Consider the following 12,815-nt stretch of genomic DNA (forward strand, 5'->3'; position numbering starts at 1 on the left):
AAGACATGCCGAAGAACCCCATCCACCCCCGTTCCACTCGCCGCGAGGCGTGCGTCGCGCTGGGCGCCCTGCTGCTGGCGGCCGGCGCCGGCAGCGCCCTGGCCGATGCCGCCTATCCCACCAAGGCCATCACCCTGGTCGTGCCGCAGGCGGCGGGCGGCGCCAACGACGTCATCGCCCGTGTGGTGGCGCAGCGCCTCTCCGAGCAGATGGGCCAGCCCGTGGTCGTGGACAACCGCCCCGGCGCGGGCGGCACGCTGGCCACCGCCGCCACGGCGCGGGCCAAGCACGACGGCTACACGCTGCTGCTGACGGCCGACAGCGCCCACGTCATCGGGCCGGCGCTCTACCGCAACCCGGGGTTCGATCCGGTCAAGGACTTCGAGCCGGTGGCGCCTGTGGCCACGGCCGGCTATGTGCTGGTGGCCAACCCGTCCTTTCCGGCCAACAACGTGGGCGAACTGGTGGCGCTGGCCAAGGCGCGGCCAGGGCAATACGCCATTGCCTCGGCCGGTAACGGCACGCTCAACCACCTGATCGGCGAACAGCTGCAGAAGGCGGCGGGCATTCAGCTGCAACACATCCCCTACAAGGGCTCGGCCGCTGCCGCAACAGACGTGGCGGGTGGACTGGTGCCGCTGTCGGTGCAGAGCCTGCCCTCGTCCATCGCCTTCATCAAGAGCGGCAAGCTCAAGGTGCTGGGTGTGGTGAACGAGCGCCGCGTGGCGGCGCTACCGGGCGTGCCCACGATCGGCGAGACGCTCAAGGGCTTCGGCCAGGCGCCCTGGTATGCGCTCTTCGCGCCGGCCGGCACGCCGGCGCCCATCGTCGCGCGCCTGCAGGCCGAAGTGGCCCGCGCGCTGGATCAGAAGGACGTCGTGGAGCGCCTCGCCAGCGTGGGCTGCGAGCCGTTCAAGGGCAGCTCCGCCCAGCTGGCTGCGCTGGTGCAGTCCGACCTGCCCAAGTGGTCGCGCGTGGTGAAAGAAACCGGCGCGACGCTGGACTGAGCCTGGGCTTCGCCCCCAGCGGGCCGCCCCCGGGCCCCCATTCCCGGACAAGAGAAAAGAACGAACGGCCACGCGCCGCGGAGACATTCGACATGACCCATTCATTGCCACTGGTGCATCGCCGCGCGCTGGCGCTGTACGCCGTATGCACTGCCTTTGCGCCTCTGTCCTGGGCCCAGGTGCCATACCCTTCGGCCCGCCCCGTGACGCTGGTAGTGCCCACCGCGGCCGGCGGCACCACCGACCTGTCGGCCCGCATGCTGGCGCAGGCCCTGGCGCCAGTGCTGGGCCAGTCCGTGGTGGTGGACAACAAGGGAGGCGGCAACGGCAACATCGCGGCTGCGGCCGTCAAGCGCGCCGAACCCGACGGCTACACCCTGCTGATGCAGTACTCGGGCTACCACGTCATTTCGCCCTTGCTGGCGCGGCAAAAGCAGTGGGACCAGGGCGACTTCCAGCCGGTGGCGGGCGTGATCTCCGCGCCGCAGATCATCGTGGTGCGCGACAGTCTGCCGGTGAAGACCCTGGCGGAGCTGATCGCCTACGCTCGTGCGAACCCGGGCAAGCTCAACTACGCCTCCTCGGGCAATGGCTCGCTGCAGCATGTGACGGGTGCCATGCTGGAGCAGCAGGGCGGCGTGAAGCTGATGCACGTGCCCTACAAGGGCACCGGCCCTGCGCTGCAGGACCTGCTGGGCGGGCAGGTGGACCTGACCTTCGGTACTGCGCCCCCGTTCATGCCGCACATCCAGTCGGGGCGGTTGCGCGTGCTCGCCGTGACGGGCAAGGAGCGGCTGCCCAGCCTGCCCGACGTGCCCACCACGGCCGAGGCCGGCTATCCCAAGGTGGATGCGACGTCCTGGTTCGCGCTCTTCGCCCCGGCGGCCACGCCCCGGGCCGTTGTGGACAAGCTGGCGGCCGACGTGCGCGCCGTGGTGCAGAGCCCCGCTTTCCAGCAGAAGGCGCAGGAGCAGGGCGCCGCAGCCGACTATCTGGGGCCGCAGCCGCTGGGGGCGCGCGTCAAGAGCGATCTGGCCAATTGGGCTCAGGTGGTCAAGGCAGCCAACATCCAGGCGGAATAGGCGTTCGGCAGACAGCGTCGTCACCGGGTCATTTCCGGCGACGGAATGCTTCATTTCAGGGCCTCCATGCACCGCATGGGGGCCTTTTGTGTTCTGTGGTGCACCACGCGGGTGCGCTATAGAAATCGCTTTGAATGATTGGATTTTTTCTTTAACATGAAGGCGTTGTAAATTCTTTATCAAAATTTCCCCGCCGAGCTTCTGCACGGTGGTGTGGCCTTCTTCCCCCCCTCCATGTCCGTCCTTCCAGACCCTGTCGGCGACACCGTGTCCATCGCGGTCCGCATCGGCCGCGCCCGTCCCACGCTGACGCGCTCGCATCAGCAAATGGCGGACTATGTGCTCGCGCATCCGCTCCAGGCCGCGACCATGCCCATCGACGAGCTGGCGGCGGCCGTTGGCGTATCCATCGCCACGGCCAACCGCTTTGCCCGGGCCGTGGGGCTGGAGGGGTACCCCATGCTGCGGGCCGAGCTGGTCAAGGGCTTCGAGGCCATGCTGGCGCCCATCGAGAAGATGCGGATCAAGCTGGAAGAGCCCGCCACCATCCGCGACGTGTTCGCGGCCGCGCTGGAAGAGAGCCAGCGCAACATCGCAGCCACGCGTGAAGCGCTGGACCCGGCTGCCTGCGAGTCGGCCGTGCAGGCCATCGGAGGGGCAAAGCGTATCTATCTCGCGGGCTTCGGTGCGAGCGGCTGGCTGGCCGGCCTGCTGCAGCGCGGGCTGGATGCGTACTGCGACAACGTCCACCTGCTCGCTGGCGTCGGTGGTGCGTCCTACGGCGGGCGGCTTCTGTCCCGTATGGGGCCGGGCGACTTGCTCATCGCCATCTCGTATCCGCGCTATGTCACCGACACCATCGTGCTGGCGCAGGGCGCCTTCGAGCGCGGCGTGCACGTGCTGGCGCTGACCGATAGCAAGCAGTCGCCCCTGGTGCCGTTCGCCCATGGCTGCCTGTTCGCCCAGACCGAGAACCAGTACGCGGCCAATTCCGAATCGTCGGCATTGGCGATGATCGAGGCGTTGTCGAGCGCCGTGGCCCACCAGTCGCAGGAGTCGGTGAAGACCGCCGCCCGCATGACCGAGACGGTTCTGCCCTGGCTGCACGACGGCTCGCGCAGCCGTCTCGTTCCGGCGGCGGAGACCGCACCGACCGCCGCCTCCAAAGGATCTTCCAGGCGCTGATCCGTTGCTCCGCATGTGGGGCCGCCCTCCGATGGCGTTGGCGCTGTCTGTCCGCTGCCCCGCCCCCCTTTTTTGCACCCCGTCGTCGGCCTTCATCAGCCGTTGCCCCGTTGCCTGCCGCTCCCGCTTTTGACCGCATGACTGTTTTCGCCGCATCTTCCAACGCCAGCGCTGCCAGCGCCGCTCCTGTGATCGCCGTCCACGGCGGGGCCGGCACCCTGAGCCGTGCCCACATCAGTCCGGAGCAGGAGGCCGCCTACCACGAAGCGCTGCAGCAGGTGCTGCTGGCCGGCCAGGCCGTGCTGTCCCAGGGAGGCACCGCGGTGGACGCAGTTTGCGAGGCCGTGCGCCTCATGGAGGAATGCCCGCTGTTCAATGCCGGCTATGGCGCTGTGTTCACGTCCGACGCCACGCATGAGCTGGACGCGGCGGTCATGGACGGCGCCACCCTGGCCGCCGGTGCGGTCGCCGGCGTGGCCCATGTGCGCAACCCGGTGATGGCGGCCCGCGAAGTCATGCGCCAGGGCCAGCACGTATTGATGGCTGGCGTGGGCGCAGAGCGCATGGCCCGCGAGGCCGGCCTGCAGATGGTGGGCCCGGCGTACTTCTCCACTTCCACGCGCCGTGCCCAGCTCAAGGCCGCGCGCGCCAGCCAGAGCGGCGCCGTGCTGGACCATGACGGCGCTGCCGCCATGGCACAGCGCCCGCTGGACGAGTGCCGCAAGATGGGCACGGTGGGCGCCGTGGCACTCGATGCGCGTGGTCACTTGGCCGCCGCCACCTCCACCGGCGGCATGACCAACAAGCGGCCTGGCCGTGTGGGTGACAGTCCGCTGATCGGTGCCGGCACCTATGCCGACGACCGCACAGCGGCCGTTTCCTGCACCGGCCATGGTGAGAGCTTCATCCGCGTGGCAGCGGCGCACGACATCTGCGCGCGCATGGCCTACGGCTGCCAGAGCCTGGCGCAGGCCGCCGACGACGTGGTGCATGGCGCACTGGCCGCCATCGGCGGCACCGGTGGCCTGATTGCCGTGGACCGCCGAGGGAACGTCTGCCTGCCGTTCAACACCGAAGGCATGTACCGGGGCCTGGCCCGCTTGGGCGAGCCGCCCCAGACCTTCATCTACCGCTGACCGGCTGCCCTTCGCCCGCTGCCGCGCATCACCACCGTCTGCTTTCCTTTCACGGCCTCCATGAACTCCAACGCTTCGAAATCTCCCTCGCCCCTCGTTCTGCCCGAGCAGCGCGTGCTGGCCGTGGATGACCTCACCATCCGCTTTGCCAATTCCGAGCGCACGGTGGATGCCGTGCGCAATCTCTCTTTCCATGTGGACCGAGGCGAGACCCTGGCCATCGTGGGCGAATCGGGTTCGGGCAAGTCGGTCACCTCGCTGGCGCTGATGCGGCTGGTGGAGCATGGTGGGGGCAAGATCGTCGGTGGCTCGATGGCGCTGCGTCGCAGAAGCGGCCAAGTGCTGGACGTGGCCCGCGCGGGCCACGCGGTGATGCGCGACGTGCGCGGCGCTGATGTGGCCATGATCTTTCAGGAGCCCATGACCTCGCTCAACCCGGTGTTCACCGCCGGCGAGCAGATCGCCGAGTCCATCCGCGAGCACCAGGGCAAGGATCGCGCCGCCGCGCGCGCCGAGGCGTTGCGCATGCTGGAACTGGTGCGCATCCCCGAGGCGCGCAACGTGCTGGACCGCTTCCCGCACCAACTCTCGGGCGGCATGCGCCAGCGCGTGATGATCGCCATGGCGCTTTCGTGCAAGCCGCAGCTCTTGATTGCCGACGAGCCGACCACGGCGCTGGATGTGACCATTCAGGCGCAGATCCTGCAGCTCATCCGGCAGCTGCAGGACGAGATGCACATGGGCGTGATCTTCATCACCCACGACATGGGCGTGGTGGCGGAGGTGGCCGACCGCGTGCTGGTGATGTACCGCGGGGACAAGGTGGAAGAGGGCGCCGCCGACACCATCTTCGCCGCGCCGCAGCATGCCTACACCCGCGCGCTGCTCTCGGCCGTGCCCAAGCTGGGCGCCATGCAGGGCACCGATCTTCCGCGCCACTTCGAGCTGCTGCGTTCCGACGGCACCGTCGCCACGCCGACGGCGCTCGAATCCCGGCCCGCCGACACCCGCCCCGAAGGCGCGCAGCCCATCCTGCGCGTGAAGGACCTGGTCACGCGTTTCGACCTGCGCGCCGGTCTCTTCAATCGCGTGAAGCGCCGCGTGCATGCGGTGGAGCGCGTGAGCTTCGATCTCTACCCCGGCGAGACCCTGGCGCTGGTGGGCGAATCGGGCTGTGGCAAATCGACCACCGGCCGATCGCTGCTGCGCCTGGTGAATAGCCAGAGCGGCGCCATCGAATTCGGCGGCCGCAACATCCTGGACTTGCCGACCTCCGAAGTGCAGGCCCTGCGCCGCGACATCCAGTTCATCTTCCAGGACCCGTTCGCGTCGCTGGACCCGCGCCTGACGGTGGGTTTTTCCATCATGGAGCCGCTGCTGGTGCACAGGGTCGGCACCCGCGCGGAGGCGCAGGCCCGCGTCGACTGGCTCATGGCCAAGGTGGGCCTGCCGCCCGAGCATGCGCAGCGCTACCCGCACGAATTCTCCGGTGGCCAGCGCCAGCGCATCGCCATCGCCCGGGCCCTGGCGCTCAACCCCAAGGTGGTGGTGGCCGACGAATCCGTCTCGGCGCTCGACGTCTCCATCCAGGCGCAGATCGTCAACCTGATGCTGGACCTGCAGCGCGAGCTGGGCGTGGCGTTCCTCTTCATCTCGCACGACATGGCCGTGGTCGAGCGCATCAGCCACCGTGTGGCGGTGATGTTCCTGGGCCAGATCGTGGAGATCGGCCCGCGCCGGGCGATCTTCGAGAACCCGCAGCACCCCTACACCAAGAAGCTCATGGCGGCCGTGCCCATCGCCGATCCGGCGCGCCGCCACATCAAGCGCTCGCTGCTCGAAGGGGACATCCCCAGCCCGATCCGCGTTGTAGGCGACGAGCCAGCGGTGGAGCCGCTGGTGTCCGTCGGCCCGGGCCATTTCGTGGCGCGCCACTCCATCGCCAACCTGTACTGACGGCGGCGCCAGCGCCGCGGCCCCTTTTTTCCGTTCGCCTCTCCTTCCGCCTTTCTTTCCTTCCTTCGTTCCTTCCCTACCGGAGTCCACCATGAAGAAGACCCTTGCTTCCCGCCGCATCGCAGCCAGCCTGCTGGCCTTGGCAGCCCTGTCCGCCACCGGCGCCGCGCTGGCGTCCGGCAATGCCGTGCTGGCCATCTACCAGCAGCCCGAGACGCTGGACCCCTACAACACCAACACGACCATCACCACGGCCGTCACCAAGAGCTTCTACGAAGGCCTCTTCGCGTTCGACAAGGACATGAAGCTTAAGAACGTGCTGGCCGAAAGCTACGACGTGTCCAAGGACGGCCTGGTCTATACCTTCAAGCTGCGCCAGGGCGTGAAGTTCCACGACGGCACCGACTTCAACGCCGCCGCCGCCAAGGCCAACCTGGACCGCGTGATGGACCCGGCCAACCGCCTGCTGCGCGCCAACCAGTTCAACCGCGTGGCCAAGGTCGAGGCCGTGAATCCGCAGACCCTGCGCATCACGCTCAAGCAGCCCTTCGGTCCCTTCATCAACACGCTGGCCCATGCATCGGCCGCCATGATCTCGCCCACGGCGCTCAAGAAGTGGGGCAGCAAGGACATCGCCTTCCACCCGGTGGGCACGGGCCCGTTCGAGTTCGTGGAATGGAAGCAGACCGAAGCCATCGTGGGCAAGAAGTTCGCCGGCTACTGGCACAAGGGCTACCCCAAGATCGACCAGATCACGTGGAAGCCGGTGACGGAGAACAACACCCGCGCCGCCATGCTGCAGACGGGTGAGGCCGACTTCGCCTTCACGCTGCCCTATGAGCAGATCGCCACGCTGAAGAAGAGCGACAAGGTGGACGTGGTGACCGCGCCCTCCATCATTCAGCGCTTCCTGACGTTCAACATGCTGCAAAAGCCTTTCGACAACCCGAAGGTGCGTGAAGCCATCGGCTACGCCATCAACAAGGAAGCGCTGTCCAAGGTGGCCTTCAACGGCTACGCCTTCCCGGCCCAGGGCTTCGTGCCGCAGGGGGTGGAATACGCGGTGAAGATGCAACCCATTCCCTACAACGTGGCCAAGGCCAAGGAGTTGCTGAAGGAAGCCGGCTACCCCAACGGTTTTGAGTCCACGCTGTGGAGCGGCTACAACAACACCACCAGCCAGAAGGTGATCCAGTTCTTGCAGCAGCAGCTGCAGCAGGTGGGCATCAAGGTTTCGGTGGAGGCGCTGGAGCCCGGCAAGCGTGCGGAGCTGGTCGATGCCTGGCCCGATCCCAAGACCGCCAAGGCGCGCCTCTACTACATCGGCTGGTCTTCTTCCACGGGCGAGGCGGACTGGGCGCTGCGCCCCTTGTTCTCGACCGAATCGTGGGCGCCGAAGCTGGCCAACTACGCGTTCTACAGCAACCCCGTCGTCGATGAATCCATCGCCAAGGCCCTGCTCACCACCGATGGCTCCGAGCGCGCCGCGCTCTACAAGACCGCGCAGGAGCAGCTCGCCAAGGATCTGCCCCGCATCCCGCTGGTGACGGAAGAGGTGCTCTACGCCCATTCCAAGCGCCTCTCGGGCGTCTATGTGATGCCTGACGGCAACATCAACAGCGACGAGATCTCGCTGAAGTAAGCCTCTGCAGGCCCCCGCATGCCGCGGGGGCCTGGTCCCGATTTTCGTCTCCCCCTCGCTACGAACCGCAGCGCCGCATCCATGCTGAACTATTTCCTCAAACGACTACTGGGGCTCCTTCCCACGCTGCTGATCGTGGCGGTACTGGTGTTCCTGTTCGTCCACATGCTGCCGGGCGACCCCGCGCGCCTGGCCGCCGGGGTAGACGCCGACGAGGCCACCGTGCAGGTGGTGCGCCAGGAGCTGGGGCTGGACAAGCCGCTGCCGGAGCAGTTCGTGCATTTCTTCTCGCGGATGGTGCAGGGGGATTTCGGCACTTCCATCCGTACCCGCCGGCCGGTGGCCACCGAGATCGGCGAGCGCTTCATGCCCACGCTGCTGCTCACCGTCGCCGCCATGGCCTGGTCGGTGGTACTGGGCATGGGCATCGGCATCCTGTCGGCTGTCTATCGCAACCGCTGGCCCGACCGGCTGGGCATGACGCTCGCGGTCTCGGGCATCTCGTTTCCCGCCTTCGCGCTGGGCATGACGCTCATGCAGGTGTTCTCCGTGCAACTCGGCTGGCTGCCCACCGTGGGCGCCGACAGCTGGAAGCACTACATCCTGCCCTCGATCACGCTGGGCGCTGCGGTCGCCGCCGTCATGGCCCGCTTCACGCGCGCCTCTTTCGTCGAGGTGGTGCAGGAAGATTTCGTGCGCACCGCGCGCGCCAAGGGCCTCAACGAGCGCACCGTGGTGCTCAAGCACTGCCTGCGCAACGCGCTCATACCGGTCGTCACCATGATGGGCCTGCAGTTTGGCTTCCTGCTGGGCGGCTCCATCGTCGTGGAGGCGGTCTTCAACTGGCCCGGCCTCGGCCGCCTGCTGGTGGACGCCGTGACCATGCGCGACTACCCCGTCATCCAGACGCTGGTGCTGCTCTTCTCGCTGGAGTTCATCCTCATCAACCTGGTGGTGGACATGCTCTACGGCTTCATCAATCCGACCATCCGCTACAAATGAAGCGCATGGACTGGACCCCTCCCACGGACGACGACACGGTATGACCACCCCCTCCATTCCCACGCCCCCCGACGCCGCCCAGCTCGCAGCGGCCTCGGTGGCACCCGCCCCCGGCAACCCCTCCACGGTGCGCACGCCCTGGCGCGAGTTCTGGCGCAAGTTCAAGAAGCAGCATGTGGCCATGGCCGCCCTGGTCTTCGTCGTGCTGCTGGTCGCGGTGGCCGTGCTGGCCCCGGCCATCGTGCCGTTCGACGCGGAGAACTACTTTGACTACGACCGCCTGAACGACGGCCCCTCGGCCGTGCACTGGTTCGGCGTCGATCCGCTGGGCCGCGACATCTTCAGCCGCATCCTGATGGGCGCGCGCATCTCGCTGGCGGCGGGCTTCCTGTCGGTGGCCATCGGCTGCCTGATCGGCACCACGCTGGGCCTGCTGGCCGGCTACTACGAAGGCTGGTGGGACCGCATCGTGATGCGTATCTCCGACGTGCTGTTCGCCTTCCCGGGCATCTTGCTCGCGCTGGGCGTGGTCGCCATCCTGGGCAGCAGCATGACCAACGTGGTGGTGGCCGTGGCAGTGTTCAGCGTGCCGGCCTTCGCGCGGCTGGTGCGCGGCAACACGCTGGTGCTCAAGCAGATGACCTACATCGAGTCGGCACGCAGCATCGGCGCGTCGGACTGGACCATCATCGTGCGGCACATCCTGCCCGGCACCATCTCCTCCATCGTGGTGTATTTCACGATGCGCGTGGGCACCTCCATCATCACGGCGGCCAGCCTTTCCTTCCTGGGCATGGGCGCGCAGCCGCCCACGCCGGAGTGGGGCGCCATGCTCAACGAGGCGCGCGCCGACATGGTCAACGCGCCGCACGTGGCGCTGTTCCCCAGCCTCGCCATCTTCCTGACGGTGCTGGCCTTCAACCTGTTGGGCGACGGCCTGCGCGACGCGCTCGACCCCAAGATCGACCGTCAGTCATGACCGCCGCCGGGGTGCCTGCCGACCTGCCGCCGCGCATCGGCCAACTGGCCTGCGGTCCGCTGGACGCCATCACCGACGTGCCCGGCGTCACCGTGGGCCACGTGACGCTGGACGACGGGCCGGTGCAGACCGGCGTGACGGTGATCCGACCCCATGCGCTGGACCCGTACCGCCACAAGGTGCCGGCGGGCGCGGCCGTGATCAACGGCTTCGGCAAGAGTGTGGGCCTGGTGCAGCTGGAAGAACTGGGCCAGCTGGAGACGCCCATCGCGCTCACCAACACCTTCTCCGTCAGCGCTGTGGCACAGGCGCAGATCCGGGACTGCGTGCGCTCCAACCCCGAGACCGGGCGCGAGCTGCCCACCGTCAATCCGCTGGTGCTGGAGTGCAATGACGGCTACCTGAACGACATCCAGCGCATGGTCGTGGGCGAAGCCCACTACCGCACTGCCAGCGATGCGGCCAGCCTGCACGTGGCGCAAGGCGCGGTGGGGGCAGGGCGGGGCATGTCCAGCTTCCAGCTCAAAGGCGGCGTCGGCACCGCGTCGCGCCGTGTGCCTTTGCAAGGTGGCACGTTCTGTACGGTGGGTGTGTTGGTGTTGGCCAATTACGGCCGGCTGCCCAACCTGGTGTGGGCAGGCGACCCGGTCGGCACCTGGCTGGCTCCGGCGCTGGATGTCGAGGAGCGCGCCGCGGCGGCCGCGGCCGAGAAGGGCTCGATCATCATGGTGCTGGCCACCGACGCGCCGCTGGATGCGCGCCAGCTGCGCCGCCTGGCCGGGCGCGCCGCCGCGGGGCTGGCCCGCACGGGCTCCGTCTATGGCCATGGCAGCGGCGACATCGCGCTCGCCTTTTCCACTGCCTACACCCTGCCGCATCTGCCCGACGAGCCCATGCCCGCCGTGGCGATGGTGCACGAGACCCGGCTCGACGGCCTTTTCCAGGCCGCGGCCGACAGCGTGGAGCAGGCCATCGTCCACGCGCTCTGGCATGCGCAGCCGGTCACCGGCCGGGACGGGCACCACCGCCGCAGCCTGCGCCAGCTGCTCGATCTCGCCACCTGATGCCGGCCTCTTTCCTCCCATCCCTCTCCATTCATTCCCGCCCCCTGCGGTGTGTCCCATGAAAATCCTCATCTCCGTTGACATCGAAGGCGTGGCTGGCGTCTATCACCCCGAACAGGTCCGCCCGGGCAACCCCGAATACGAGCGTGCCCGGCGCCTCATGGCCGCCGAGGCGAATGCCGCCATTGAAGGCGCATTCGAAGGCGGTGCAGCGGAGGTGTTCGTCAATGATTCGCATGGGGCCTTTCGCAACATGCCGCCGGAGCTGCTCGATCCGCGTGCCCAGGCCATCCAGGGCAAGCCGCGCTACCTGAGCATGGTGTCTGGCGTGGAGCTGGGGGTGCACGGCGTGTGCTTCATCGGCTACCACGCCCGCTCGCGGGCGCGGGGCATCCTGGCGCACACCATCAACAGCTTCGCCTTCGCCCGCATCTCCCTCAATGGGCGCGAGCTGGGCGAGGCGGGCATCTATGGCGCACTGGCCGGGGCCTATGGCGCGCCAGTGATCGCTGCGTCGGGCGACGACGCCTTCATCGCGGAAACGCGCGACCTGTTCCCGCATGCGAGCTTCGTGCAGACCAAGCGCGCGACGGGCGCCGGCAGCGGCATCAGCCTCTCGCCCGAGCGTGCCTGCGCAGCTATCCGCGAAGGCGTGGCCCAGGCCGTGGTGCGTGTGGGCCAGGCCCGGCCGTTCTGCATCGACGGGCCTGTGACCGTCGTGCTGGAGGCGCAGTCGGTGGCGCTGGCCGATTTGTTCTGCCAGTGGCCCACGCTGGAGCGCATCGCCCCTGATGCGCTGCGCTTCACCGCGCCCGATACGGAGTCGGCCGTGCGGATGATCAACTGCCTCTCGGCCATGTCCAGCATGCTCCGCTCTTGACCCCATGACTTCTGCCTTGCTGAATACCCATGCCGGGGCCGTTGCCCCGGAAACGTCCTTCGCGCGGCCGGTGCGCACCAAGACCGTCGGCATCCTGGCCGGCATGGGCCCCGCGGCCGGCGTGGACTTCGCCCGTCTTTTTGTGCAGGCGTCCGAGCAGTGGCTGCGCGCGCATGGCCAGCCGGTGCGCGACCAGTCCTTTCCCGAGCACTGGATCGCACAGGTGCCGGTGGTGGACCGCACGCAGGCGCTGCGCGACCCCTGGGCGCCGCAGCCGCTCGAAGGCCTCGCCACCGCGCTGCAGCGTCTGGCCACACTGGGCGCCAATGCCGCGGCCATGTCGTGCAACACCGCCCATGCCTGGCACGCGGCCTTGCAGGAGCGCGTGCCGTCGGTCGAGCTGCTGCACATTGCGAGTGAAACGGCTGCCGAGCTGCGGCGCCGCGGCATCGGCCGCGCAGCCCTGCTGGCCACCCAGGGCACCTACGCAATGGGGCTCTATGACGATGCGTTCGCCTCCTGTGGCATCGAATGTGTGATGCCATCGGCCGAGGCGCGTGAGTGGCTGATGGAGGGCATCTACGACGGCGTGAAGGCCGGCGATATGCCGCTCGCGCGCCGCCGATTTGCCGACGTGGGGTTGCAGTTGAGAGCTGAGCACGGTGACCTCCCGCTCGTCATGGCCTGCACCGAAATCCCGTTGGCGATGCCGGATGCGCCCGAGGCCGAAGGCTGGACGTTGATCGACCCCTCCGAGATCCTGGCCACGGCGCTGGCCCGCCGCGCCTACGGAGACACCGCCTAAGGCGCCTGCCTGCTGCCGCTGTCTGTGTCCTCTGCGGGAGGGGCCGTCGGGGCAAGCACCTGGCGCTCCTCGCGGGG

General features: G+C 68.2%; 11 protein-coding genes. All 11 read left to right on the forward strand.

Going from position 1 to position 12,815, the window contains the following annotated elements; all coding sequences use genetic code 11:
* The first annotated feature begins 5 nt into the window (after positions 1 to 5).
* The 11 genes from AC3A84_RS02350 (at position 6) to AC3A84_RS02400 (ending at position 12,738) form a co-directional block, all read left to right on the forward strand.
* A complete protein-coding gene (locus AC3A84_RS02350) occupies positions 6 to 1,007 on the forward strand; it encodes a tripartite tricarboxylate transporter substrate binding protein (RefSeq protein WP_487968117.1) in 1,002 nt (333 codons plus the stop codon).
* Positions 1,008 to 1,099: 92 nt separating this feature from the next.
* Positions 1,100 to 2,089, forward strand: coding sequence for a Bug family tripartite tricarboxylate transporter substrate binding protein (locus AC3A84_RS02355; RefSeq protein WP_487968118.1), 990 nt, complete (start codon positions 1,100 to 1,102; stop codon positions 2,087 to 2,089).
* Between the two features lie 234 nt (positions 2,090 to 2,323).
* Positions 2,324 to 3,274 carry a MurR/RpiR family transcriptional regulator gene (locus AC3A84_RS02360; protein WP_487968119.1) on the forward strand — a complete coding sequence of 317 codons (951 nt, stop codon included), beginning with the start codon at positions 2,324 to 2,326 and terminating at the stop codon, positions 3,272 to 3,274.
* A 137-nt stretch (positions 3,275 to 3,411) separates the two neighbouring features.
* Positions 3,412 to 4,410, forward strand: coding sequence for an isoaspartyl peptidase/L-asparaginase family protein (locus tag AC3A84_RS02365; protein WP_487968120.1), 999 nt, complete (start codon positions 3,412 to 3,414; stop codon positions 4,408 to 4,410).
* Positions 4,411 to 4,470: 60 nt separating this feature from the next.
* Positions 4,471 to 6,366 (forward strand): dipeptide ABC transporter ATP-binding protein, encoded by a 1,896-nt coding sequence (locus AC3A84_RS02370; protein WP_487968121.1) that lies wholly within the window; start codon positions 4,471 to 4,473, stop codon positions 6,364 to 6,366.
* A 91-nt stretch (positions 6,367 to 6,457) separates the two neighbouring features.
* On the forward strand, positions 6,458 to 8,008 hold the full coding sequence (gene gsiB / locus AC3A84_RS02375; protein ID WP_487968122.1) for a glutathione ABC transporter substrate-binding protein GsiB: 1,551 nt from the start codon (positions 6,458 to 6,460) through the stop codon (positions 8,006 to 8,008).
* 81 nt (positions 8,009 to 8,089) lie between these two features.
* A complete protein-coding gene (gene gsiC, locus AC3A84_RS02380) occupies positions 8,090 to 9,010 on the forward strand; it encodes a glutathione ABC transporter permease GsiC (RefSeq protein WP_487968123.1) in 921 nt (306 codons plus the stop codon).
* A 40-nt stretch (positions 9,011 to 9,050) separates the two neighbouring features.
* Positions 9,051 to 9,989 carry a glutathione ABC transporter permease GsiD gene (gene gsiD, locus AC3A84_RS02385; protein WP_487968124.1) on the forward strand — a complete coding sequence of 313 codons (939 nt, stop codon included), beginning with the start codon at positions 9,051 to 9,053 and terminating at the stop codon, positions 9,987 to 9,989.
* Positions 9,986 to 11,053 carry a DmpA family aminopeptidase gene (locus tag AC3A84_RS02390; protein WP_487968125.1) on the forward strand — a complete coding sequence of 356 codons (1,068 nt, stop codon included), beginning with the start codon at positions 9,986 to 9,988 and terminating at the stop codon, positions 11,051 to 11,053. Before gsiD ends, AC3A84_RS02390 begins: the two co-directional genes overlap by 4 nt.
* 58 nt (positions 11,054 to 11,111) lie before the next feature.
* The gene (locus AC3A84_RS02395; RefSeq protein WP_487968126.1) at positions 11,112 to 11,933 is read left to right on the forward strand and encodes a M55 family metallopeptidase; all 822 of its coding nucleotides are present in this window, start codon (positions 11,112 to 11,114) and stop codon (positions 11,931 to 11,933) included.
* Between the two features lie 4 nt (positions 11,934 to 11,937).
* Positions 11,938 to 12,738, forward strand: coding sequence for an aspartate/glutamate racemase family protein (locus tag AC3A84_RS02400; RefSeq protein WP_487968127.1), 801 nt, complete (start codon positions 11,938 to 11,940; stop codon positions 12,736 to 12,738).
* Positions 12,739 to 12,815: the final 77 nt, after the last annotated feature.

Source organism: Paracidovorax sp., from assembly GCF_057642795.1.

Bases quoted from the DNA above. Each gene is read 5' to 3' on its own strand.
- AC3A84_RS02350 (WP_487968117.1), top strand. From the start codon at position 6: ATGCCGAAGAACCCCATCCACCCCCGTTCCACTCGCCGCGAGGCGTGC.
- AC3A84_RS02355 (WP_487968118.1), top strand. From the start codon at position 1,100: ATGACCCATTCATTGCCACTGGTGCATCGCCGCGCGCTGGCGCTGTAC.
- AC3A84_RS02360 (WP_487968119.1), top strand. From the start codon at position 2,324: ATGTCCGTCCTTCCAGACCCTGTCGGCGACACCGTGTCCATCGCGGTC.
- AC3A84_RS02365 (WP_487968120.1), top strand. From the start codon at position 3,412: ATGACTGTTTTCGCCGCATCTTCCAACGCCAGCGCTGCCAGCGCCGCT.
- AC3A84_RS02370 (WP_487968121.1), top strand. From the start codon at position 4,471: ATGAACTCCAACGCTTCGAAATCTCCCTCGCCCCTCGTTCTGCCCGAG.
- gsiB (WP_487968122.1), top strand. From the start codon at position 6,458: ATGAAGAAGACCCTTGCTTCCCGCCGCATCGCAGCCAGCCTGCTGGCC.
- gsiC (WP_487968123.1), top strand. From the start codon at position 8,090: ATGCTGAACTATTTCCTCAAACGACTACTGGGGCTCCTTCCCACGCTG.
- gsiD (WP_487968124.1), top strand. From the start codon at position 9,051: ATGACCACCCCCTCCATTCCCACGCCCCCCGACGCCGCCCAGCTCGCA.
- AC3A84_RS02390 (WP_487968125.1), top strand. From the start codon at position 9,986: ATGACCGCCGCCGGGGTGCCTGCCGACCTGCCGCCGCGCATCGGCCAA.
- AC3A84_RS02395 (WP_487968126.1), top strand. From the start codon at position 11,112: ATGAAAATCCTCATCTCCGTTGACATCGAAGGCGTGGCTGGCGTCTAT.
- AC3A84_RS02400 (WP_487968127.1), top strand. From the start codon at position 11,938: ATGACTTCTGCCTTGCTGAATACCCATGCCGGGGCCGTTGCCCCGGAA.